Consider the following 23,192-nt stretch of genomic DNA (forward strand, 5'->3'; position numbering starts at 1 on the left):
AATCATGGCTGGAAAACTAACGGGCAAAGTCGCCCTAATCACGGGCGCGAGCGCCGGCATTGGCGCGGCCTGCGCCCACGCGCTGGCCGCCGAAGGCGCCCGGCTGGTGCTCACGGCCCGCCGGCAGGAGCGGCTGGAGGCGCTGGCCGCCGAGCTGCGCGCCCAAGGCAATGAGGTGGTCGTGGTAGCCGGCGACGCCCGGCAGGAAGACACCGCCCAGCGTGCCGTGCAGGCCGCCCAGGGCTCGTTCGGGCAGCTCGACATTCTCCTCAACAACGCCGGCGCCGGCAATTACAAAAACCTGGCGGACACCAGCGCCGATGAGTACGACGAGCTGATGGACACCAACATGCGCTCCACGTTTCTCTTCACCCGCCACGCCGTGCCCCTGATGAGCGCCCAAAAATCAGGCACCATCCTGATGCTCTCCTCGATGGCGGGCGTGTATGGCTTTGCCGGCGAGGCCGTGTACTGCGCCACCAAGTTTGCGCAGGTGGGCTTCGCGCAGGCGCTCGATAAGGAGCTGCGGCCGGCGGGCATCCGGGTGGGCGTGATTTGCCCCGGCGGCGTCAAAACCGAGTTCGGGCTGGGCAAGGGGCGCACCGAGCAGAGCGTGGCCGAATCCGGGATGCTGGAGCCGGAAGACGTGGCCGCCGCCGTGCTGCTGGCCTGCACGCAGTCGGCTAACTCGCGCATCATCGAGATTCAAATGCGCACTATGGCTGAGGGGCTCACGTAATTCCCTACCCCCCTCCTAAACGCTGAACCCCATCCGCGCTCTGTGAATGGGGTTCAGCGTTTAGGAGGGGGTAGGGAATCAGGTCCGACGGCTACTCCAACACTTGCTCCTCTAGCGAGATACCGATGGGCTGGCTTGCCGGGGCAGCAGCGGCGGCGGCCGGGCTCACAGGCGCGCTGACCGCGGCACCTGGCGGCGCGGCGGCCGGCTGGATGCGGCGCACTACCAGCAGGCTCAGCAGGTTGGCGGCGGCGGCCACATAGCCCACCCACTCGTAGTGCAGGAGACGGCCGCCGGGAGCCGGCACCACCAGCAGCCCGGCCAGGTAGGCCGCCGTGCCGGCCGCCAGCTGCTGCACCGACGTGTTCAAACTCATAAACGAGCCGCGCTGCCGGGGCGAAACCACCGCCGTGGCCAGGGCTGTAGCCGGCACGAAGCGGCCCCCCATCACGGCGAAGAGCAGGGCCGTGAGCAGGAGCACCAGCGGCAGCGGCGTGGGCCCCAGCCGGGTGATAATGAGCTGCACGGGGATGGTGGCCAGCGTGGCCAGGGTGAAAACCAGCACCTTGCCGTGGCGGTCGGAGAGGCGTCCGAACAGCGGCGAGGTGAAGAAAGTGAGCGCCCCGCCCACCAGGTACACGTAGCTGAGCTGCTCGTTGGCGAAGCCCACGTTGCCGACCAGCGAAGGGCTCAGAAACGAGATAACTGTGAACTGCCCCAGCATGAGCAGGGCCGTGAGCGTGAGGGCCGCGCGCACCGAGGGGTTGCGGAACAAGCCCGCCACGGCCGCCGCCCGCTCGCTCAGCGACTCGGGGCGGGCGCTGAGGTGGCCGCGCAGGTCGGGCATCACGAAGTAGATAACCGCCCAGATAACCAAGCTCAGCCCGCCTAGCAGCACGAAGGGCAGGTGCCAGGAAAAGCGGCTGGCCAGCAGCAGCCCAAACGGCACGCCCAGCACCGAGGCCACCGAAAACGCGCCCATCACCACGCCAATGGCCTGCCCGCGCCGCGCCTCGGGCACGGCATCGCCCACGATGGCTAAGACCAGGGAACCCAACACCCCACCGAACGCGCCGGTCAGCACCCGCGCCGCAATCAGCCAGTGGTGGGTGGGGGCCAGGGCGCAGGCCACGGTGCCGAGCCCAAAGCCCAGATACAGGGTCAGCAGGGCGGTTTTGCGGTTGAAGCGGTCGAGGAAAAACGCCCCCACGAAGCCCGTGACGCCGGCGCTGAACGTGTAGGCCGAAATCACGAGCCCGAACTGCTGCGGGCCAATACCCAGCGCCGGCATCAGCTGCGGGCCCAGCGGCATCATAATGACAAAATCCAGGATGTTGGTGAACTGCACGGCTGCCAGCAAGGCCAGCAGGAGTTTTTCGTTTTTCATAGCGGGGCCCGCCGACGGTAGGGCGAAGAGAAGCCTGACAAACGGCGTAGCGGGGCGTTTGTTTGCGGAACTGGCTGAGCGAGAAAGTAGGAAATGTAGAGACGCGATACTTCGCGTCTGCTCGCGGGGTGGGGGGTAGGGCAATCAACTGACCTGAGATTACTGCGCCCCTCGTACTGCGAGGAGACGCGAAGGGTCGCGTCTCTACCTCGTTCGGCTAGCGCAGCGGCGCGGTGGTGAGCGGCGTGACGGGCGTTTGGGCCGGGCGGCGGCCCTGTACCTGCGGCATCGACACGTTGGGCAGGCGCGGCAGCACGTAGCGGGCAAAGTAGTCGGCCTCTTCGAGCAGTGGATAGCCGGAGAAGATAAAGGCGCGGAAGCCCATATCCATATAGCGGCTGAGCTTGTCCACGATTTGGTCGGGCGTGCCGACGAGGGCGCCGCCCGCCCCGGAGCGCGCCTTGCCGATGTCGGTCCAGAGCAGCGGCTCGACGAAGCCTTCGTTATCAGCGTGTTCGCGTAGCTCATTTTGGCGGTGTACGCCCAAGGACCACGAGTCCTGGGCCCGGCTCTTGATTTCGGCGCCCTTCACGGGGTCGAACTTGGACATCAGCTTGCGGGCGTAGGCGCGGGCTTCGCTTTCGGTTTCGCGCACTATCACGTGAATGCGCAGGCCGAAATCAATCTGGCGGCCGTGCCGGGCGGCGCGGGTGCTCATATCCCGCATGGTTTCGGAGAGCATCTCTTCGGTTTCGGGCCACATCAGGAACATGTCGCAGTACTGCGCGCACACGGCGCGGGCGCCCTCCGACGTGCCGCCGAAATAGAGCAGCGGCCCGCCGTTTTGCTGGTAGGGCCTGGCCGGGTCCGACGGCATATCGAACTGATACAATTCGCCCCGGTGCACGATGCGCTCCTGAGTCCAGGCCTGACGCAGGATTTCGATAGTTTCGGCGCAGCGCTGGTAGCGCAGGCCGGCATCTTCGCGCAGGCCGGGCAGGTCAGAATTGATGATGTTGATGGTCAGGCGCCCTGCCAGCATGTGGTCGAGCGAGGCCAGGGCGCGGGCCAGCATGGGCGGATGAATCTCGCCGGTGCGGATAGCAGTGAGCAGGTTGATGCGCGAGGTTTGCGGGGCGATGCCGGCGGCGAACGTCAGCACATCCTGCCCCACGGTGTAGGAGGTGGGCAGCAGGATGTTGGAGTAGCCGAGCTGTTCAGCTTTGAGGGTGATATCGCGGCAGTGGGCCCAGGAGCTGCGATACGCGCCGTCGAGCACGCTCAAGTACTGGGTGTCGCCGCCGCAGAGGTCATCAAACCAGGAGATTTCGGCCACGCGCTGCGGCGTACGGATGGGCACAGCGGTGATGGGAGAGGGGAGGGGCATGGAGTGAGAACAAGGTAGGGTACGGGGCTTGCCCCCGCCCGGCGTGGGTACGAAACCGTTGAGCAGGTAATTAATCAGCTAGTCAGCAACTAGCCGGCGCAAACGCTGGGCGGGGGCGAGCCCCGCACCCTACCGCCGCCACACAAAATACAGCCCTACCCCCGCCCCGGCGGCCAAAGCCACATCGCGGGCCGCAGCGCCGTCGCTGCTGCTGAGCAGCCACCCGCACAAGCCCACGCAAACGGCCGCCACCAGTCCGCCGCCCCAGACCTGAAACGGCGCCGGCCGGGCCGGCGCGCGGCGGCGCAGCACCGGCAGCGCCGCGCAGGTGAGGGCAAAGTACAGCAGCCGGATGATGGTGCTCAGCGTGAGGGCGTAGATGAACGTGCCCGAAATGGCCAGCGCCAGCTTGAGCGCCGCCGACCCGAGCAGGGCCACGTGCGGGGTGCGGAAGCGCGGGTGCGTGGCGCCGAAAACCGCCGGAATCTGGCCCTGCTCGGCCAGGGCGAAGAGCAGGCGCGGCCCGGCCAGCATCAGGGCGTTGAGGGTGCCGAGGATGATGAGTAGGGCCGCGCCCGCTACCGCCGCCGCCGCGCCCGCGCCCAGAAACCGTTGCGTAGCGCTGGCCAGCGGCCTTTCCGACGAAGCCAAATCGGGCAGCGTGCCGATGCACACCACTTGCACCAGCAAGAATAAAACGGCGACGACGGCAATGGCCGTGAAGAGCGCGAACGGTACGTTGCGCTGCGGATTCTGAATCTCGCCGGCCGGAATAGCGGCCACGTCGAAGCCCGAAAACGTGAAGATGAGCAGCAGCACGGCGCCGGAAAACTGGCTGTAAGTCGGCGCCGCGGCGAAGGAGAAGGCCCGCCAGTCCACAAAGAAAATCCCTACCCCCGTGAACAGCACCAGCACCAGCAGCTTGCTGATGGTGAACACATTGTTGAGCCGTGATGCCGTGCGCACGCCCACCAGGTTGAGGGCAGTGAGGCTGGCAATGAGCCCGGCCATGAGCGCCGCGCGGCCAGCGCCGGCGCCCGTCGCCGGCCAGAAATAAGCGGCGTAATCGACAAACAGGTTGCAGAGGGCAGCGAAGCTGGCCAGGCGCGAAATCCACAGCAGCCACCCCACCTCAAACCCCACCAGCGGCCCAAAGGCTTCCCGCGCGTACAGATACGGCCCGCCCGCGCCGCTGAAACGGCTGCTCACCTCGGCAAAGCACAGAATTATACCGGCGACGACGGCCGCGCTGACCACGTAAGCCAGCAGGCTGAACGGGCCGGCCAGGGCGTAGAGCCTGGCCGGCAAGCCCAGGATGCCGGCGCCGATGGTGATGTTGACGATGAGGGCCACAAAGTCCCAGCGGCGAATGCCGCGCACCAGCGGCTCAGGCTGGGCCGCGGCCACGGGGGTAGGAATCATGCGGGAAGAATAAGGCAGCCGGCCGGCCGGATAGTTCGGCGGTTGGCGGAGCCGAGGGGGGTAGGGAACAGGACGAGTCTTGGCGCGCCGCTGCCGCTGCGGGAACGGGCTGGGAAGCGGGCAAATATAGGCCGCCGCCGGTGCGAGACCGATTTTTACCACTCGGCTCCGCGGCGACTGGCCGGGCCCGCCAACCGGGTTTAGCGGGATAAACCAAGCGCTTGGTTGGCCTGGTCTTTTTCGGCCCTTCATTTGACGACCTTGGCTCCTGTCCTGCTTCCCTACCCCCCCGCTGCGGTTTATGTTCCGACTTATACTCTTGCTGCTGCTCACGGCCGCGCTGACGCGCCCGGCGGCGGCCTACTCAGTGCTCACGCACCAGGCCCAGATTGACTCGTGCTGGCGCCCGATGCTGGTGCCGGCCCTGAGCGCCCGCTTTCCGGGCGCCACGCCCGAGGAGTGGAAGCAGGCCAAAGCGCACGCCTACGGCGGGGCCATTATTCAGGACATGGGCTACTATCCGTTTGGCTCCCATCTGTTTACGAACCTGACGCATTATGTGCGCTCCGGCGACTTCGTGGGCAACCTGCTGCTGGAAGCGCGCGACCGCAACGAGTACGCCTTCGCGCTGGGCGCGCTGGCGCATTATTCGGCCGACATCAAGGGGCACCGCGAGGGCATTAATAAGGTGCTGCCGGCCATGTTTCCGGAGCTGAAAGCCAGGTTTGGGCCCGAGGTGACGTATGAGGAAGCACCCGCCCGCCACAAGCAGGTCGAGTTTGCCTTCGACGTGGTGCAGCTGGCCGCCGGCCGCTACCGCACCGAGCAGTACCACGACTTCATCGGCTTCAAGGTGAGCAAGGAGGCGCTGGAGCGGTCATTTCTGAAAACCTACGGCCTGGCGCTGGGCCAGGTCACGTTCAACGTCGACCTGAGCATCAGCTCCTACCGCTTTGCCGTGCAGCAGCTCATGCCCCTGGTGAGCCGGGCCGCGTGGCGCCAGAACCGCCAGGATATCTATAAAACTAACCCCCGCGCCCGCCGCCGCGACTACGTGTTTCGAGAAAGCCGCCAGGACTATGCCCGCCGCTACGGCGCCGGCTACCAGCGCCCCGGCCCAAGCGCGCGGCTGCTGGCGGGCTTGTTTCAGATGCTGCCCAAGGTCGGACCGCTCAAGCCGCTCAAGTTCAAAAACCCCAGCCCGGCCGCCCAGGAAATGTTCAAGGCCAGCTTCCGGCAGGTGCTGGCTGACTACGGCGCCTTGGTGCAGGCCGTGGCCGCCGGCCGCCCCAGCCTGCCTAACACCGACTTCGATACCGGCCAGCCCACCAAAGCCGGTGAGTACCCCCTGGCCGACGAGACCTACGGCGAATGGCTGCGCGAGCTGGCCAGCCGCGACTTCAAAGACGCTACGCCCGCCGTACAGCAGAACATCCTGACCTACTTCGGCCCTACCCCCAAAACGCCCGCCGACCCCGAAGAGAAAGAAGCCGACAAGCGGCAGAAAACCCAGGCCGCGCTGGTCCGGCTGCGCGCGCTGCGCATTAATTGACAGTGCGCAATAAGGCGGTTAGCAGCGGGCAGCGAGCAGTTGGCGGTCAGCCCCGGCGGGGCGACCCATCGGTAGAAATAGGGGGTAGGAAAAAGAGAAAGCCCCGCGGGGCGACCCAACCGTCCGCACGACCGGCGCGGCTGCAATGGGTCGCCCCGCGGGGGCTTCGGCTCAAAAGAGGGGGTAGGGACTCTGACGACGCGCCACCCTGCCGGGGTTGAACGCCAACTACTTACTGCTCGCTGCCTACTGCGCCTGCACCAGCGAGCCGCTGAGGCGGCGCAACGCCGTTTCGGCTTCTTTAGCCTGGTAGCGAATATCCAGCAGGCGCACGGCGGCGTCGAGCTGGCTGCGCTGGGCCTCGTGCAGCGCCAGGGGCGTGAGCAAGCCCAGGCGGTAGCGCTCCAGGGCAATCTGCACGTTCTGGCGGGCCAGACGGATATTGTCTTCCTCTAATTCCAAGAGGCGCAGGCGGTTCTGGTAGCGCTGGTAGGCCTGCTCCAGGTCGGCATCGAGCTGCAAGGTGGTTTGCTGAAGCTGAAGCTGGCTGGACTCCTCGGCCACGCGGGCGTTCTGCTCCAGCCGGCGCAGGTTAAAGCCGTCGAAAATCGGCAGGCTCGCCGTCAGGCCATAGTTGAGGCCCAGGGTGCGGTTGCTGGAGTTGGTGAGGGCCGTGCCGGCAAAGGCGGCGTTGTTAATGTTGCGGTTCAGGCCGTAGCCGGCCACTACGCCCAGACTCGGATAGCGGTTGGCACGAGCCAGGCGGCGGTCGTAGGTGGCGACGGCCACGCCCAGGCGCGCCTGCTGAAGCCGTGGGTTGGCGGCCGTGAGCTGGGCCTGAAGTGGCTCGCGGGCCAAATTGCGGGCCACGACGATGGAATCAGCCGGACTGAAATCGGTGCCCGGCGCGCGGCCCAGCAGCGCGTTAAGCTGAATCTTGGCCGTGCGCAGCAGCTCTTGCTGCTGGAGCAGCAGGCTGCGGTCAGCGTTGTAGTCAACGCGGGCCGTGAGCACTTCCACCTTGGCCGCCACGCCCACATCGACCCGCGCCTGCGTCAAATCGACGCGGGCCTGACCAATGGCGAGGGCTTCTTCCAGGCTGCGAATCTTGCCGGCCTCGCGCACCACCGCGAAGTAGGCGTTGCTCACGTCTTCCACCGTTTCCTCGACGGTGGCGCGGCTGATAGCTTGCTGCTGCTGGCGCAGCGTGCGCAGCTGGTCGTAGGCGATGAACATGGCGAAGCCGTCGAAAATCGTCCAGCCCAGCGTTACGTTCGAGTTAAGCAGGTTGGAGGTGCCGCCATTGACCACGCGCGGGTCGCTGTCGCCAAAGCGCTGGTTGATGTTGTTGCGGTTGAAGGTGCGCGTGGCGTTGCCCGTGAGCGAGGGCAGCTGCCCGGCATTGCCGCGGGTGAAGTTGTTGGTGGCCAGCTGCTCGTCCTGCCGCGCCAGCCGGATGCCGAAATTCTGATTAAGGGCCAGCTGCGTAGCCTCCTGCAAGGTCAGCGGCGGGGCGGCCTCCACCGTGGCCGGCTTTTCCAGCTGCGGCGGCCGGGCCGGGGCTGTAGCCGGCGTCTGCGCCAGGCAGGGGGGTAGGGAAAGGAAAAGAAGGGGCAGCAGAAATCTCATGGGTAGGAGACGGTCAAAACTCCCCCCTCTATTAAGGAGGGAATGTTTCAGCGCAGCTGAAACTGGGGTGGTGCAGGTCGTTGAACGACTTCGGCTGCAAAGAGGGGGGTAGGGAAGTGGCTGGAGGCTCGTTATCCGGGTGCTGTTCAACGACGCGCACCACCCCAGTTTCAGCTGCGCTGAAACGTCCCCTCCTTAAAAAAGGAGGGGAGCTTGGTCGTTCTGCTACGCCTACGCCGCAACGGCCTTTTCGGCCACCTTCGGCTTATGATTTTTAGCCGAAGCGAAGTAGGAGTACATCACCGGCACTACGTACAAGGTCAGGCCGGTGGCAATGAGCAGGCCGCCGACCACGCCGATGCCCATTGCCTGCCGCGACAGCGCACCCGCGCCGGTGGCCAGGGCAATCGGCATAATGCCAAGAATGGCGCAGAAGCTGGTCATCAGAATCGGGCGGAAGCGGGCCGTGGCGCCTTCCAGCAGGCCGGTTATGTAGTCCACGTTCTCGTTTTCGACGCGCTGGTTGGCAAATTCGACGATGAGAATACCATTTTTCGTCACCAGGCCCACCAGCATGATGATGCCGATTTGGGAGAAGATGTTAAGCGTCTGATTGAAATACCACAAGCTCAAGAGCGCGCCCGACAAGGCGAGCGGCACGGTTATCATGATGATGGCTGGGTCGCGGAAGCTCTCGAACTGCGCGGCCAGAATCAGATAAATCAGAATCAGGGCCAGGCCAAACGCGAAGAGCAGCGACGACGAGCTTTCGGCGAAGTCGCGCGAGGTGCCGGCCAGCGCCGTGCTGAAGCTCTCGTCCAACTGCTTGCCGGCCAGCGCCTCCATTGCGGCGATGCCGTCGCCGAGGGTGCGGCCGGGCGCCAGCGAGGCCGAGAACGTGGCCGCGTCGTAGCGGTTGAAGCGGAAAAGCTGAGGTGGCGTGCTGCTCTCGGTGAGCCGAATCACGTTGTCGAGCTGCACCAGCTCGCCCTGCCGGTTTTTCACCGAGAGCTGCCGCACGTCGAGCGGGGCGCTGCGGTCCTCGCGGCTCACCTGCCCGATAATCTGGTACTGCTTACCCTCGCGGATAAAGTAGCCGTAGCGCTGCCCGCTCAGGCCGGCTTGCAGCGTTTGGGAGATGTCCTGCACGCTCACGCCCAGGCTCTGCGCCTTTTCACGGTCGATGACTACGCGCAGCTCAGGCTTGTTAAACTTCAGGTTGACGTCCACGAAGGCAAACGTCGGGTCTTCCTTGGCGGCGGCCAGAAACTTGGGCACGGCGGCGCGCAGCTTCTCAAAGTCCTGGTTTTGCACCACGAACTGCACCGGCAGCCCGCCCCCGCCGGAGCCAATGCTCTGGTCCTGCGAGACCGAGGCGCGGGCTGCCGTCAGGCGCTTGATACCATTAGTGAGCTTGTCGGATAGCTGCTGCTGGGTGGCGCCTTCGCGCTTTTCGGCATCGATGAGCAGCACCCGCAGGATGCCTGAATTGGTACTGCTGGCACCGCCGAAGCCCGGCGAGGTCACGGTCAGCACGTTGTCGAGGTTCTGGCCCACCGTGTCCTGCACCATTTTCAGGGCGTCGTTGATGTAGGCGTCCATGAACTCAAACGAAGCGCCCTCCGGCCCGGTAGCCGAGATGCTGAGGCGGTTGCGGTCCTCGACCGGCGCCAGCTCCGAAGAGAGGTTTTTGGCAAAGAAGTAGATGCCCGCTCCGGTTGTCGCAATCAGGAGCCAGGCCGCCCAGCGGTTGTCGAGAAAGCTGCGCAGGCTGTTCTGGTAGCCATTGGTTAGGCCCTCAAAAAATGGCTCGGTCTTGCGGTAAAACCAATTGTGCGAGTCGCTGCGCTTGAGCAGGTAGGCGCACATCATGGGCGTGAGCGTAAGCGAGACGAAAGCCGAAATAATTACCGAGCCCGCCAGCACCAGCCCGAACTCGCGGAACAGGCGCCCGGTGATGCCCGTCAGAAAAACGACGGGTAGGAAAACCGCCGCCAGCACCACCGTGGTGCTCACGACCGCCAGCAGAATCTCGGCCGAGCCGTGCAGTGCCGCCTCGCGCGGCGACTCGCCCTGCTCGATGCGCGAATAGATATTTTCCAGCACCACGATGGCATCATCCACCACCAGACTGATAGCCAATACGATGGCCAGCAAAGTCAGCACGTTAATCGTGAAGTTAAGCAGGTACATCACGAAGAAGATGCCGATGAGCGAAACCGGAATGGCCACCACCGGAATCAGGGTCGAGCGCCAGTCGCGCAGGAACAGGAAAATCACGATAACCACGAGTACGAACGCCTCCACCAGCGTGTGCTGCACCTCCGAAATCGAGGCCCGGATAAAGACCGAGTTATCAAAGCCGGAGCTGAGCTTGAGGTCCTTAGGCAAATCTTTCTCGTAAATTTTCAGGCGTTTATTAAACTCCTCGGCAATCTCAATCTGGTTGGAGCCTGGCTGCGGCACCACGGCCACGCCCACCATCGGCTGGCCGTTGCGGCGCAGCAGCGTCTGGTCATTCTCAGGGTATAGCTCGGCGTAGCCTACGTCTGAAAGCCGCACCAGACTGGTAGCATCCTGCCGGATAATCAGGTTGTTAAACTCCTGCACCGAGGCCAGCCGGCCCATCGTGCGCAGGGTGAGCTGGGTGTTCTGGCCCTGCACGGCGCCGCCGGGCAGCTCCACGTTTTCGCGGCCCACGGCCGCCTGCACCTCTGTGGGCGAGACGCCCAGGGCGCTGAGCTTGGTGGGGTCGAGCCAGAGGCGCATGGAGTATTTGCGCTCGCCCCAGACCCGCACCTCCGACACGCCGGGGATGGTTTGCAGGCGCTCGCGCAGCACGTTGTTGGCGTAGTCGGTCAGCTCCAGCAGGTTGCGCCGGTCGGAGCTGAGGTAGGTCAGGGCAATGGGCTGGGAGTCGGCGTTGGCCTTGCTCACGATGGGCGGGTCCACATCGCGCGGCAGGCGGCCCTGGGCGCTGCTGACCTTGTCGCGCACGTCATTGGCGGCATTGTCGAGGTTGGTTTCCAGCTCAAACTCCACCGTGATGGTGCTGCGCCCGTCGCGGCTCACGCTCGTCAGGTTTTTAATACCCGCGATGCCGTTGATGCTTTCCTCCAGCGGCTCGGTTATCTGGCTCTGAATCACGTCTGCCGAGGCACCCACGTAGTTAGCCGCCACGGTGATAATCGGCGGGTCGACGCTGGGGTACTCGCGCACGGCGAGGCTGCGGAAGCCGATGCCGCCGAAGATGAGGATGAGCAGGCTCATCACAATGGCGAGGACCGGGCGGTTAATACTGGTTGAGGATAAACTCATTTGAAAAATAAATATTGTTATTATTTTAAAAGGCGGTCATGCAGAGCGCAGTGAAGCATCTCGCGTGCGGCACTAATTCAATCGTTGTTCAGGCATCTGGATTACTATCCCAACGACGCACGCGAGATGCTTCGCTGCGCTTTGCATGACCGCCTTTTAATCACCTACTTCGTGGCCCGCACGGCGTCGCCGGGCTTAAGCTGAAGTATCCCGGTTCGCGCCACGGAGTCGCCCACGGCCAGCCCATTAGTAATCTGAATCAGCCGCTCACTCCGCACGCCGATTTTCACCGGTTGCTTCACGGCTTTGCCATTTTTAATCAAGAAGACCGAGTAGCCCGCCGCTTCGGGCGTGATGGCCTCGGTCGGAATCTGGATGGCATTGCTGGCTTCGCTGAGCTGCAAGCTCACCTTCACGAAGGCGCCGGGACGCAGCTCATCCTTGGTATTAGCGAAGCGGGCGCGTACGGGCAGCGTCCGGCTCACCGGGTCAATCTGCGGGTCGAGGGCGTAGACCCGCGCCGAGTACGTTTTGCCGCTGCCCTCATCTTTGATTTTCACCTCATCACCGCGCTTCACGACCGCCGCGAAGCGGCCCGGCACCTGGAAGGCAATCTTGACCGGCCGCGTCCGCGACAAGGTGGTAATCTCGTCGCCGGGGCTCACGTAGGTGCCCACGGTGGTAGTCGTCAGGCCCAAAACACCGTCAAACGGCGCCCGCACGTAGGTTTTCGCCAGCGTGGCTTGCAGGGCGGCGCGGTCGGCGCGGGCGGCTTGCAGCTGGGCGGCGCTTTGCTCGTACTCCTGGGCGCTGATAAACTCTTTGTTCAGCAGCGTGCGCTGCCGCCGCTCCTGGTCAGCGTAGAGCTTCTGGTTCGTGGCCAGCTTCTGGAGCTGAGCCTGAATGTCGGCCGCATTGATGGTGAACAAGAGCTGACCTTTGCGCACGGCCTGGCCTTCCCGGATAGTAAATGAGGTGATTTTGCCCGGCACCTCGCTGCGGATGGTCACGGCTTCTTCGGCCAGCACCGAGCCGGTGGCGGCCACCTCGTCGGCCAGGCTCGTCGTGGCTACGACAAACGCGGAAACGGGCGTCTTGGCGCCCGCGCCCCTACCCCCCCCCGCGCCGGCCGCGCCCGGCCCGCCCTTCTGATTGGCTCCACTGCCACCGGCCGCCCCGGGGCCGCCTTTAGCGTCTTTGCCGCCAGCGGCGGGGGTAGGGAAATATCTCATTTTGACAAATACCAGCGCCGCCACTACGGCCAGCGCCAGCAGCCACCAGCGCCAGGCGCCGCCACGGGCCTTCGGGGGCGGGGGGGGGGTAGGGGACGGGGTGGCCGCCGGGGCCGTGGTCGTGGGTGGTGAAAACTGGCTGGCGGGCCCGGCTACGGTCGTTTCCGTGACGACCGGCAAGGTCCCGATTTCCCCGGTTTCCTGAATCAGATTTTCGGGCATCGTTTTAAAAGCGTCCGTGATGGCGCCGTATAATTCAAGGGCAATCGGGGCGAGAGGCCACCGATGGAAAGCTACTAACACGAAGAAAAGCCCGCGGGTTGCGCGGGCTTTTCTAATGTACGGTGATTGCAATCGAAAAGGCGACTCTTTACATAGCCTTCTGGTTGATACAGTCTTCGGCCAAATCGTTGAGGCGGGTGTCAGCCAGTTGCTCTTCCTGCAAGGTTTGGCGCAGCAGGCCGGCGGCTTCGGGGTGGCCGAGACGCTCGGCGTAGTGGGCAGCCGTGCCGTTAGCTCGGCGCGTTACTTTTGGCGGCGCGACCGAGCTGCCTTGCCCCTTCTATTTCTATGATAGTTTACAAATCGACCGACTGGTGGGAAGCCCTGCGCCACCTCAACTCATCCAACATCATTCGCCTGCTTTTGCGCCGGGTGCTGCTCGTGGGGCTTTACGCTGCGGCCGTCACGGCCGGCGCGGTGTACTTCCACCTGCTGGAGTTTACCGTCGATAGGGAGTTTTTCTCTTTCCTGGGCATTTTGCTGAGCTTGCTGCTGGCTTTCCGCACCAACACGGCCTACGACCGGTTCTACGAGGGCCGCCGCCTGTGGGGGCAGCTCACCAACAACTGCCGCAACCTGGCCGTGGTGCTGCACGCCCGCCTACCCCCCTCCGACCGGGCCAACCGCACCTACCTGGCCGGGCTGCTGGCCAACTTCCCGCTGGCCCTTGACGGGCACCTGCGCCAGGATGTTAAGTTCCACAATCTCAACGAGGTAGAGCCCGGCTTTAGGGAGGAGTTGCGACGGTCCGACCACCGGCCCTCGTATGTGGCCGCCCGGCTCCAGGAGTTTTTTGAGCGGTTGCTGGCGCAGGAGCTGATTCTGCCCGTGCACCTCATCACGCTCCAGCGCCACCACGAGGCCCTGCTCGACGTGGCCGGCGCCTGCGAGCGGATTCAGAAAACGCCCATCCCGCTCTCCTACAGCTACTTCATCAAGGGCTTTATCACGGTCTTCATCCTGAGTATGCCCTTCAACCTGCTCGATACCTACGAGCTTTTGACTATTCCCATCACCATGTTCGGCGCCTATGCCCTGCTGGGCGTGGAGATGATAGGCGACGAGATTGAGGACCCTTTCGGCAAGGACAGCAACGATTTGCCCCTGACCCAGATGGCCAACTGCATTCGGGCCAACGTGCACGAAATTCTGGGCGTGGAGCTGCACGAGGATGTGAAAGCGCTGGCCGACGCGCCGTACAGCGTGGTGTATTAAAGTAGTGCGGGCTCTGCGAGTCCGCGCGGGGGGCAGTAGCGCTGCCTGCCTTTTCGTTTGGGCTGTTCAACGCGCGGACGCGCAGCGTCCACGGTTCGGCGCTCACTCGCGGACTACAAAGCCTGCGCTACAGCACCTGCTTCTTATACGCGCCCGGCGTGACGCCCTCGTATTTTTTAAACAACGCCTGAAAGTAGGCCGGGGAGTGGAAGCCGGCCCGAAAGCAGACGTCGGCCACCGAGGCCAGCGGCTGGCGCAGCAGGCGCTTGGCCTCGCTCAGCCGCTCGTGGATGATGTATTCGAGGGGCGTGAGGCCGAACTCGCGCTTGAACACCCGGAAGAAGGTGGCCTTGCTCATGCAGGCCAGGGCGCTGAGCTTTTCCACGCTCAGCGGCTCGCCCAGGTGCTGCTTGATGTAGCCGACGACGTGGGCAAAGCGGTGGGTGGTGAGGTGGCGGGCGTAGTCGCGGAAGATGAGCTGCCGGGCCTGGGTCTGCATCAGGCGCACCAGCAGCTCCTGCAAGGTGATGCCGGCCAGCACGTCCTTGGCCGCGTCGGTGGCCCGCGAGAGCTGCACGAGCCGCTCCAGCGTGCCGGTTAGCTCGGCAGTGTTGGTGAGGTGAGCGTGGGCGGCTTCGTCATGCAGGTGCCAGGGCGCGTGAGCCTCGGCGCGGGGGTAGCGCTCATTAAGCAAATCGACGGTGCGCTGAATGGTCTCGGCCGGGATGGCCACGGCCAGGCACTGCGTGGGTGCTTCGGCCGTGGCGTCGGGAAAGTCAATTTCCATCAGCTGGTCCTCGCCCACTATCACCGATTCGCCGGGCAGGTAGTCGAAAGCCGGGCGGCCGGCCAGGTGCATCACCTTTTTGCCGCGCAGCATGGTCGTCAGCACCAGGCTGCCCAAACTCAGCGGTACGCGGTGGGCCGGCGCGTGCGTCTCGAACACGTTCAGCTCGAAGGCATCGAGCGAGTACACGGTGCGATTTTCCACCAGCGTGCTGAGCTGCTCCGGGCGGCGCAGGGCCACGGGCGCGGGCAGGAGTGGGCGAGTCGGCATGGCGGGTTTGGCTGGGTGGGAGGGGGTAGGGAGCGGGCTGCGAAGAAACAGATTTTCAGCCAGAACAGCGCGTAGCGACGCCTCCTTGCGTCTGGCTCGCGTGGCGGGGGGGTAGGGTAATCGACTCAATAAGATTATTGCGCCCCTCGTACTGCGAGCCAGACGCAAGGAGGCGTCGCTACAACCAAAATCTGCGACGATTGCCGAGCTTTTTGCGACGATTCCATACCCGCGCTGCCAACTATATAATTCACATTTGACCCACCTATTCTCACCTTAAAACCCTACTCAGTCTTATGGAAACCCTGGAAGAAACCACTACCGTCGTGGCCCGGCCGGCCTTCAAGTCGCACTACGACAACTTTATTGGCGGCCAGTGGGTCGCGCCGGTGAAGGGCCAGTATTTTGATAATCCTTCGCCCATTGATGGCAAGGCATTCTGTAAAGTCGCCCGCTCCACCAAAGAGGACATTGAGCTGGCCCTGGATGCCGCCCATGAGGCGTTCAAAACCTACGGCAAGTCCTCGCCGACCATGCGCAGCAACCTGCTGCTCAAGATTGCCGATATCATGGAAGCCAACCTAGCCCACCTGGCGGCCGTGGAAACGGTCGAAAACGGCAAGGCCATCCGCGAGACGATGGCGGCCGACCTGCCGCTGGCCATCGACCACTTCCGCTACTTCGCGGGCGTGATTCGGGCCGAAGAAGGCTCCGCTACCGAGCTGAATGAGAACACCTTGTCGCTGCTAATTCAGGAGCCGCTGGGCGTCATCGGCCAGATTATTCCCTGGAACTTCCCGCTTTTGATGGCGACCTGGAAAATCGCACCCGCCCTGGCCGCCGGCAACTGCGTGGTGGTGAAGCCCGCCGAGCAGACGCCCGCCTCCATCATGGTGCTCATGGAACTGCTTCAGGACGTGCTACCCCCCGGCGTGCTCAACGTGGTGAACGGCTTCGGCCTAGAAGCGGGCAAGCCGCTGGCCTCGAACAAGCGGGTGCAGAAAGTGGCCTTCACGGGTGAGACAACCACCGGCCGCCTGATTCTGCAATACGCGGCCGAGAACATCATTCCCGTCACGATGGAGCTGGGCGGCAAGTCGCCCAACATCTTCACCAAGAGCGTGATGGACCACGACGACGACTTTCTGGATAAGGCTATCGAGGGCGCGGTGATGTTCTGCCTCAACCAGGGCGAAATCTGCACCTGCCCCTCGCGGATGCTGGTGCACGAGGACATTTATGATGCTTTTATCGCCCGCGTGATTGAGCGGGTGAAGGCTATCAAGCTGGGCAACCCGATGGACCCGGAAACCATGATGGGCGCGCAGGCCAGTAACGACCAGTTCGAGAAAATCCTGAGCTACCTTGAAATCGGCAAGGCCGAGGGCGCCGAGGTGCTCATCGGCGGCGAGGCCTACACGCAAGAAGACGGCGCGCTAGCGGAGGGCTACTACATCCAGCCGACCATCTTCCGCGGCCACAACAAGATGCGGATTTTCCAGGAGGAAATCTTCGGCCCGGTGCTCTCAGTGACCACGTTCAAGGACAACGACGAGGCTATTGCCCTGGCCAACGACACGCTCTACGGCCTCGGCGCCGGCCTTTGGAGCCGCGACGCTCACGAGCTGTACCAGATGCCGCGCGCCATTCAGGCTGGCCGCGTGTGGGTGAACTGCTACCACGACTACCCGGCTGGCGCGCCCTTCGGCGGCTACAAGGCCTCGGGCTTCGGCCGCGAAAACCACAAGATGATGCTCAACCACTACCGCCAGAGCAAGAACATGCTGATAAGCTATAGCCAGCAGAAGCTGGGCTTCTTTTAGGTGTTAGTTGTTAGCTAGGAGCAAAAAAGAACGTCATGCTGAGCAAAGCGAAGCATCTCGCGTGGGGTAAGTAATTCAATCGTTCTTTTAACCTTAATTACTTACGCGATAGAGATGCTTCGCTTTGCTCAGCATGACGTTCTATTATTTTAGTACTTCACCGCCTCGCCTTATGCCTACCCCCCGCGTGCTCGTCACCCAAGCCGCCGAAGCCACCATCGACCTGCTGCGCGACGAGCACGGCCCACTTATGTTCCACCAGAGCGGCGGCTGCTGCGACGGCTCCTCGCCGATGTGCTTTGCCAAGGGTGAATTCCGGGTGGGCGGCGCCGACGTGTGGCTGGGCCAGATTCACGGCTGCGACTTTTTCATGAGCGCCAGCCAGTTTGAGTACTGGCAGCACACGCAGCTTACTGTCGATGTCACCAAGGGCCGGGGCGCCAGCTTCTCGCTGGAAATCCCGCTCGGCGTGCGGTTTTTGATTCGCTCCCGGCTTTTTACCGAGGAAGAATCGAAGCAGATGGCGCCAGTGCTCGATGGGGAGGAATACTTGGCGCAGCAGGCGGCAGCGGCTACCTGATTCGGTGAAGCCGGCAGCTAGAAGGTTAGGTTGAAAGTGCCTTTGGTGACGGTGATGCTGCTAGTGGGTGGCGTGGAAAACAGCTGGCTGTCAGATATAGCCAGGGCAGTGAACTCAAAGGTGCCCGATATAGTGAAAGCCTTGGAGTCGAAGCTGGTGATAGTGATAACGCCCAGACGCTGTGGTATCGCCGAACTGGTGCGGTATTGATAAGCTCGCAGTGTCTCATTATTATTAATATAGTTGGTATAGATAGCCTTTGGAAACATCGCCGTTCCGAGTTGGTAGGCGCCAACTCCCCGAAACAAAGCACTCTGGTTTTCTTCCTTCGGAATAATTAGTAGAATCTCATAATTCTCTGTCGCTGAAGAGTCTTTACCACTCAAGTCCAAGGAATCGTCGGTGATTGTTCCTCCAAGGCTATTCGCTGAGTAATTGGTGTCACCGACGGTCCAGGTCATGGTGCCCCGTATCGTACGGTCACGAATGAGCGGCTTCAACGTGAGTTTTGTTATTCCAGCCGCCGCTACATCTACGGCTACCGGTGCAGGAGCTTTGTAGGCCAGGGTAGTCTCGAAGGACAGTATATACCTGCCGGGAGCTAAACCGGTAAAGGAAAACACGCCAGTTGTCGCGTCAGTCACCGTCTGGTAGGTGCGCCCGCCTGCCCCTGTCAGGGTTACGGTGCGCACGCTGCCAACGGGAATAACTCTGGCTTCAATGGCGCCGGGCACCACGGCTGGCCTGGGCTCGTCTTTGCCGCAGGAGGTGGCGAACAAGGCCAGCCAAAGACCCACTACGGCTAGCAGCGGCGAAAACCGGAATGATAAGAGCATGAGGCAATTAGGTAGTAGTGATTGACGACTCAATCTACGACTATATTTCATAGAAAGTGCCCGCACCAGCCGCCTGATTGGTGCGGCTAATGCGGGCATCAGCTGAGCGCGCTTCAGGCGGGCAGAGGGGGGTAGGGATTCAGCATTACAGCTGGTCCAGCCGGCCGCCGTCGACGCGCATCTCGGTGCCCTGCACGAACTTGGCATCATCGGAGGCCAGGTAGGCGATGGCGGCGGCCACGTCCTCGGGGCGGCCGACGTCGGCCTTGTTGATGACTTCGACGCCGGACTTGATGTTGGGGTTGTCCCAGAGCATGGGCGTGTCGATGGCGCCGGGCAGCACCACGTTGGTGCGCAGGCCCTTGGCCCGGCCTTCCAGCGATGAGGAGCGCGTGAGCGAGAGCAGGGCCGCCTTGGCCGCCGCGTAGGGCGCCACCAGGGGGCTGGTTTCGACGGCGTGAATGCTGGCCACGTTCACGATGGCGCCCCCTGGCTTCATATGCAGAAACGCCTGCTTGGTGAAGAAAAAGGCGCCCAGCAAATCGACGTGGAGCGTGCGCAGCCAGTCGGCGCCGGTCAGCTCTTCCAGGGGCTTAAACTCCATGAGCCCGGCGTTGTTCACCACCACGTCGAGGCGGCCAAACTTGTCGAGTACCTGACGCACGGCGGCTTCTACCTGAGCCTCGTCGCCGATGTCGCAGGAGATAGTCAGCACGTCGGGGGCACCGACGGCGGTTACTTCTTCAGCGGCGTGCTTGAGCTTTTCCTCATTGCGGGCCACGAGTACGAGTCGGGCGCCTTCCGAGGCCAGGCGCTTGGCCGTGGCCAGGCCGATGCCGCCGGAGCCGCCCGTGATAAGGGCTACTTTGTCTTGAAATCGCATGGGAAGGGGGGTAGGGGTTAGGTTGAGTGATAGTAGTAGGCGAAAAGCTGGTCGAGCTAAAGAACGTCATGCTGAACAGGTGGCGCATCAAGCCAGGGATGAAGCATCCCGCTCAGGCAAGTAATCAAGGGTAACCTACGGTTGGATTAGTTGCTCGAGCGAGATGTCTCGCAAGCTCGATATGATGTTCAGTTAGCTTAACTGCTGCTGCCCGCCAGGTGCTTCGACTGCGCGACGCGGCGCGGACGCTAAATGAGCATGACCGCCTTTTTCTTTCGTTGGCTTAGTATCAAGTTGGATTATATTCACTCTCGTGGGGCATGATGATGGGCACTTGCAGGCACACGCTTTGAGCGGGCAGCACCTCGCACCAGTCGCGAATAAGCTGCTTATACGCTTCCCCGACGGGGCGGATGTTGCGGTCCAAGTCATACAGGCCCAGCGGGTTGACGGTGCCGTTGTTTTCACGCAGCGCCGAGTCCCAGTCGACCTGGTCAATGAGCGAGTACCAGGTGAAGCCGATGATAGGCACACCGTCGTTGCGCACGCGCAGCACGTTGGCCCACTCCTTCCGGAGCCAAAGCACGGCCTCGTCGCCGTTGGGGCCCTGCCAGAGGTTGGTTTCGGTGTGCATGGCCGGCAGCTGGTAGCGGTTGTGGTACTGCATGGTAATGGTATGATAGCCAAATATTTCGCCCGACGGGAACGTGTCGCCAGCGGCCGTCACGCGGTGCTCATTGGTGCGGTAGTAGTCGGTGCCCATGATGCAGAACCGCTTGAGGCTGTTGCCCAGAAAGAAGTGGTACTCGTCGCGGGTCATGCCGTTATCGAGCAGGTACTCGTACATCTCGGAATCGACGCGGCGGCCGTAATTCAGGTCCAGCGACAGAAAGCGCTTGGCGTTCAGCAGCTCGGCGGGCTTGATGGCGGCGGGGCTTTCGGCGTGAAAATATTCCGACGACTCGCTCTGAATAAAGAGCGCGTTGCGGCGCACGTCCAGGATGGCCTGCATGGCCAGCACGTTGGCCTTGACGATGTGCTTGAGCGCCGTCACGAACGCCTGGTCGGAGCGCAGCTGCTCGTTCCACCAGCCATACAGGGCCGAAAACGTGGCGCAGATGTACATCTCATTGATGGGCGTGTAAAGCTGTACCCACGGAAAGCGCCGGGCAAAGTCGCGGGCGTAGCCGGCAAACAAGGCCGGAAAATCTGGGTTTTGAAAGTTGCCCAGCCAGTCGGGCACGCCGAAGTGGCACAAATCGACGATGGGCACGATGTTGCGCCGGTGCAGGTCCCGAAACGTCTCATCGGCGAACGACCAGTCGTAGCGCCCTGGCCCCAGAAATGTGGTGTGAATGGGCGGCCCGTAGCGCAGGAACTTGATGCCCAGTTCCTCCACGAGGTCAAAATCTTTACGCCAATACTGATAGTGGCCGCATTTTTCCAGCTCATCCTGACGCAAGCCATTGTTGACGGTCGGGTTGCTGTTTTCGATGCCCGTAGCAAATAAGAACTGAGCGGCCATTAAGATGAAAAGTAGGGGGTAGGGAAATGGGCAAGGACGCGGCCCGGCGGCAGCTAACCGGCGCCGGGCGCAGCGGGTTGGCGCGCCGGTTGCGCGTCAGCGGTTGTAGGATTGCAGAATGGCGAGCTGCCCATCGAACTCGTAGACGTGAATGCCCCCGGTAATGATTTCCAGCGTCTCGACCTGCGCGGGCGTGAGGCCTTCGAGCGACATGCGCAGGGCGCGCAGCGTGTTGCCGTGGGCCACGACCAGCACGTTCTGGCCGGCGCGCAGCCGGGGGGCCAGCTCGGTTTGGTAGTAGGGCACGGCCCGGTCCTGGGTTTGGTGCAGGCTTTCGCCGCCGGGCGGGGCCACGTCATAGCTGCGGCGCCAGATATCAACCTGGTCCTGGCTGTATTTCAGGATGGTTTCGGCCTTGTTGAGGCCCTGCAAGTCGCCGTACATGCGCTCCCTGAAGGCCTCGGCCGGCTGCACCAGAATGTCGGCCTGCCCCAGCGCGGCCAGAATAATTTCCAGCGTGCGCCGGGCCCGCACCAGGGTAGAGCAGTAGGCCGCGTCGAAGCGGAAGCCGCGCAGCTTTTCGGCCACGGCGCTGGCCTCCAGCTCGCCAGTTGGGCTCAGGGCCACGTCGAGCCAGCCCGTGAACACATTCGCCAGATTTGCGGTCGATTCGCCGTGCCGGACAAGAACGAGTAAGGCCATAGCGCTGATGCGGTTCCGGGAAGTCGGCTGGAGCTTAGGCTAACTTCCATTCCGGGTTCTACGTTGTCGGAAAGCAGAAAATAATTTAGCCGCTCCACCAACCGCCATGACGCCCCTCGCCCATATTCTCGAACACAAGGTCGTGGCCATCGTGCGCGGTGCCGACCCCAAAAGCCTGCTCCCGATTGCCGAAGCCCTGCACGCGGGCGGCGTGCGCACGATAGAAATCACGCTCAACTCGCCGGGGGCGCTGGCCTCGATTGAGGAAGTTGCGGGCGCCATGCGCGGCAGAATGCTGGTGGGTGCCGGCACCGTGCTCGACCCCGAAACGGCCCGCGCCGCGCTGCTGGCCGGCGCGCAGTACATCATTTCGCCCACGCTCAATAAGAAAACCATCCGAATGACCAAGCGCTACGGCGCCGTCAGCATCCCCGGCGCGTTCACGGCCACCGAAATCCTGGCTGCTTACGAAGCCGGCGGCGACATCATCAAGGTGTTTCCAGCCTCGGTCGGGGCCACGTATTTCAAGGATATTGCCGGGCCGCTGCCCTTCATTCCGCTCATGCCCACCGGCGGCGTCTCGCTGGAGAATATTCAGGAATTTCAGCGGGCCGGCGCCGTAGCCTTCGGGCTGGGCAGCGCCCTGGTCGATACCAAGCAGGAAGTGACCGCTGAGTACCTGGCGCAGCTCACCGACAAGGCCCGGCAGTTTGTGCAGGCCGTGGCCTCTACCCCCGCCTCGTAGGCAGACCTGCTCCCGGCTGGCGGCGCGCGGGCGGTTAAACTCCGGTGGCGTTCTTCCGTTAGGCCGGAAGCAGCCACCTGTTTTCATTTCCCTACCCCATGCTTTTTCCGCTACCGGCGCCGTGGCTGTCAAGTAGGCTCGTGCTGCTGGCGGGGCTAACGCTCGGCGGCCCGGCTGCCGCGCAGCACGACCTCGGCGCGGCCGGCGCGGCGCCGTTTTTCCTGAGCCTGCAAATCGGTGGGGGCGCGGGCATGGTAGCCGTGGGCGGCGGCGGTCGGCTGGCCAATCAGAGGCTGGAGCCGGAGCTGCTCGTCGGGTGGGTGCCAGCGCGCTTCGGCGGGCAGCCGCTTACGGTCTTCACGTTTAAAACCACGTATCTGCCCGTGCGGCCTTCGCTGGGCGGGCGTTGGCGCGCCGAGGGGGGGGTAGGGGCCTGCATCAGCTACACGGCCGGCGCTACCCTGCGCGACAGCCGCGACCCGGCCAACTACCAGAAAGGCTACTACTGGTTTTCGACCAAGGTGCGCACCGGCCTGTTTCTGACGCCGCGCCTGAGCTACGCCGGCCGACGGGCCGGGCCGGACCGGCACCCGCCACGCCTGACGGCCTACGCCGAGTTTGGCTCCAATGATTTGTATATAATCAGCCGCTTTTCTAATAAAGGTGCGCCTTCTCTCGCCGAGCTGCTCACGCTGGGCTTGGGCGCGAAAGGAAGCTGGTGAAGGGGGTAGGGAGGTGGCGCCTTTAGGTATTTTAAATTAACTGGAACGTTATGCAGAGCGCAACGGAGTGGAGCGAAGCATCTCGCGGGCAGCAGTAATCTAATCGTTGTTTACCACTGATTACTACCCCCCGCGAGATGCTTCGCTCCACTCCGT

The 23,192-nt window shown here is 63.2% G+C and carries 18 protein-coding genes and 1 pseudogene; 7 read left to right on the top strand and 12 right to left on the bottom strand.

From position 1 onward, the window contains the following. Positions 1–4 precede the first annotated feature (4 nt). Positions 5–739 (top strand): SDR family oxidoreductase, encoded by a 735-nt coding sequence (locus ACFE70_RS05330; protein ID WP_375416686.1) that lies wholly within the window; start codon positions 5–7, stop codon positions 737–739. A 91-nt stretch (positions 740–830) separates the two neighbouring features. On the opposite strand, the gene ACFE70_RS05335 is transcribed toward ACFE70_RS05330, so the two are convergent. The 3 genes from ACFE70_RS05335 to ACFE70_RS05345 form a co-directional block, all read right to left on the bottom strand. Further along, positions 831–2,126: an MFS transporter gene (locus ACFE70_RS05335; protein WP_375416687.1), complete on the bottom strand. Its 1,296-nt coding sequence runs from the start codon at positions 2,124–2,126 to the stop codon at positions 831–833. A 217-nt stretch (positions 2,127–2,343) separates the two neighbouring features. Next, positions 2,344–3,513 (bottom strand): LLM class flavin-dependent oxidoreductase, encoded by a 1,170-nt coding sequence (locus ACFE70_RS05340; protein WP_375416688.1) that lies wholly within the window; start codon positions 3,511–3,513, stop codon positions 2,344–2,346. A gap of 129 nt (positions 3,514–3,642) precedes the next feature. Beyond that, positions 3,643–4,935, bottom strand: a complete 1,293-nt coding sequence (locus ACFE70_RS05345; protein ID WP_375416689.1) for an APC family permease — start codon at positions 4,933–4,935, stop codon at positions 3,643–3,645. 301 nt (positions 4,936–5,236) lie between these two features. Here ACFE70_RS05345 and ACFE70_RS05350 point away from each other — a divergent pair, with 301 nt between their 5' ends. Then, a complete protein-coding gene (locus tag ACFE70_RS05350) occupies positions 5,237–6,487 on the top strand; it encodes a zinc dependent phospholipase C family protein (RefSeq protein WP_375416690.1) in 1,251 nt (416 codons plus the stop codon). Between the two features lie 246 nt (positions 6,488–6,733). Here ACFE70_RS05350 and ACFE70_RS05355 read toward each other — a convergent pair whose 3' ends face one another. The 4 genes and pseudogenes from ACFE70_RS05355 to ACFE70_RS05370 form a co-directional block, all read right to left on the bottom strand. Further along, positions 6,734–8,116: a TolC family protein gene (locus tag ACFE70_RS05355; protein WP_375416691.1), complete on the bottom strand. Its 1,383-nt coding sequence runs from the start codon at positions 8,114–8,116 to the stop codon at positions 6,734–6,736. Positions 8,117–8,347: 231 nt separating this feature from the next. Next, the gene (locus ACFE70_RS05360) at positions 8,348–11,434 is read right to left on the bottom strand and encodes an efflux RND transporter permease subunit (protein ID WP_375416692.1); all 3,087 of its coding nucleotides are present in this window, start codon (positions 11,432–11,434) and stop codon (positions 8,348–8,350) included. A gap of 164 nt (positions 11,435–11,598) precedes the next feature. Beyond that, positions 11,599–12,888, bottom strand: coding sequence for an efflux RND transporter periplasmic adaptor subunit (locus ACFE70_RS05365; RefSeq protein ID WP_375416693.1), 1,290 nt, complete (start codon positions 12,886–12,888; stop codon positions 11,599–11,601). A gap of 148 nt (positions 12,889–13,036) precedes the next feature. Continuing rightward, positions 13,037–13,165, bottom strand: a pseudogene (locus ACFE70_RS05370) (DUF892 family protein); the annotation flags it as partial. Positions 13,166–13,236: 71 nt separating this feature from the next. Between ACFE70_RS05370 and ACFE70_RS05375 the strand changes: the two are divergent. Further along, the gene (locus ACFE70_RS05375) at positions 13,237–14,163 is read left to right on the top strand and encodes a bestrophin family protein (protein ID WP_375416694.1); all 927 of its coding nucleotides are present in this window, start codon (positions 13,237–13,239) and stop codon (positions 14,161–14,163) included. 127 nt (positions 14,164–14,290) lie between these two features. Here the strand turns inward: ACFE70_RS05375 and ACFE70_RS05380 are convergent, their stop codons facing one another. Then, positions 14,291–15,220 carry an AraC family transcriptional regulator N-terminal domain-containing protein gene (locus tag ACFE70_RS05380; protein WP_375416695.1) on the bottom strand — a complete coding sequence of 310 codons (930 nt, stop codon included), beginning with the start codon at positions 15,218–15,220 and terminating at the stop codon, positions 14,291–14,293. Between the two features lie 296 nt (positions 15,221–15,516). On the opposite strand from ACFE70_RS05380, the gene ACFE70_RS05385 reads away from it, so the two are divergent. Further along, on the top strand, positions 15,517–17,043 hold the full coding sequence (locus tag ACFE70_RS05385; protein WP_375416696.1) for an aldehyde dehydrogenase family protein: 1,527 nt from the start codon (positions 15,517–15,519) through the stop codon (positions 17,041–17,043). A gap of 172 nt (positions 17,044–17,215) precedes the next feature. Next, positions 17,216–17,623 carry a DUF779 domain-containing protein gene (locus ACFE70_RS05390; RefSeq protein WP_375416697.1) on the top strand — a complete coding sequence of 136 codons (408 nt, stop codon included), beginning with the start codon at positions 17,216–17,218 and terminating at the stop codon, positions 17,621–17,623. A 17-nt stretch (positions 17,624–17,640) separates the two neighbouring features. On the opposite strand, the gene ACFE70_RS05395 is transcribed toward ACFE70_RS05390, so the two are convergent. From ACFE70_RS05395 to ACFE70_RS05410, 4 genes are all read right to left on the bottom strand, one after another. After that, positions 17,641–18,459, bottom strand: a complete 819-nt coding sequence (locus ACFE70_RS05395) for a DUF6252 family protein (protein WP_375416698.1) — start codon at positions 18,457–18,459, stop codon at positions 17,641–17,643. A gap of 145 nt (positions 18,460–18,604) precedes the next feature. After that, the gene (locus ACFE70_RS05400) at positions 18,605–19,342 is read right to left on the bottom strand and encodes an SDR family NAD(P)-dependent oxidoreductase (RefSeq protein ID WP_375416699.1); all 738 of its coding nucleotides are present in this window, start codon (positions 19,340–19,342) and stop codon (positions 18,605–18,607) included. Positions 19,343–19,631: 289 nt separating this feature from the next. Next, a complete protein-coding gene (locus tag ACFE70_RS05405; RefSeq protein WP_375416700.1) occupies positions 19,632–20,867 on the bottom strand; it encodes a family 1 glycosylhydrolase in 1,236 nt (411 codons plus the stop codon). A 96-nt stretch (positions 20,868–20,963) separates the two neighbouring features. Further along, positions 20,964–21,569 carry a 2,3-diphosphoglycerate-dependent phosphoglycerate mutase gene (locus ACFE70_RS05410; RefSeq protein ID WP_375416701.1) on the bottom strand — a complete coding sequence of 202 codons (606 nt, stop codon included), beginning with the start codon at positions 21,567–21,569 and terminating at the stop codon, positions 20,964–20,966. Between the two features lie 106 nt (positions 21,570–21,675). Between ACFE70_RS05410 and ACFE70_RS05415 the strand changes: the two genes are divergently transcribed. Both ACFE70_RS05415 and ACFE70_RS05420 read left to right on the top strand, forming a co-directional pair. Then, positions 21,676–22,314: a bifunctional 4-hydroxy-2-oxoglutarate aldolase/2-dehydro-3-deoxy-phosphogluconate aldolase gene (locus tag ACFE70_RS05415; RefSeq protein WP_375416702.1), complete on the top strand. Its 639-nt coding sequence runs from the start codon at positions 21,676–21,678 to the stop codon at positions 22,312–22,314. A 98-nt stretch (positions 22,315–22,412) separates the two neighbouring features. Next, on the top strand, positions 22,413–23,036 hold the full coding sequence (locus ACFE70_RS05420) for a hypothetical protein (RefSeq protein WP_375416703.1): 624 nt from the start codon (positions 22,413–22,415) through the stop codon (positions 23,034–23,036). Positions 23,037–23,192: the final 156 nt, after the last annotated feature.

Source organism: uncultured Hymenobacter sp. (assembly GCF_964243305.1).
Taxonomy (GTDB): domain Bacteria; phylum Bacteroidota; class Bacteroidia; order Cytophagales; family Hymenobacteraceae; genus Hymenobacter.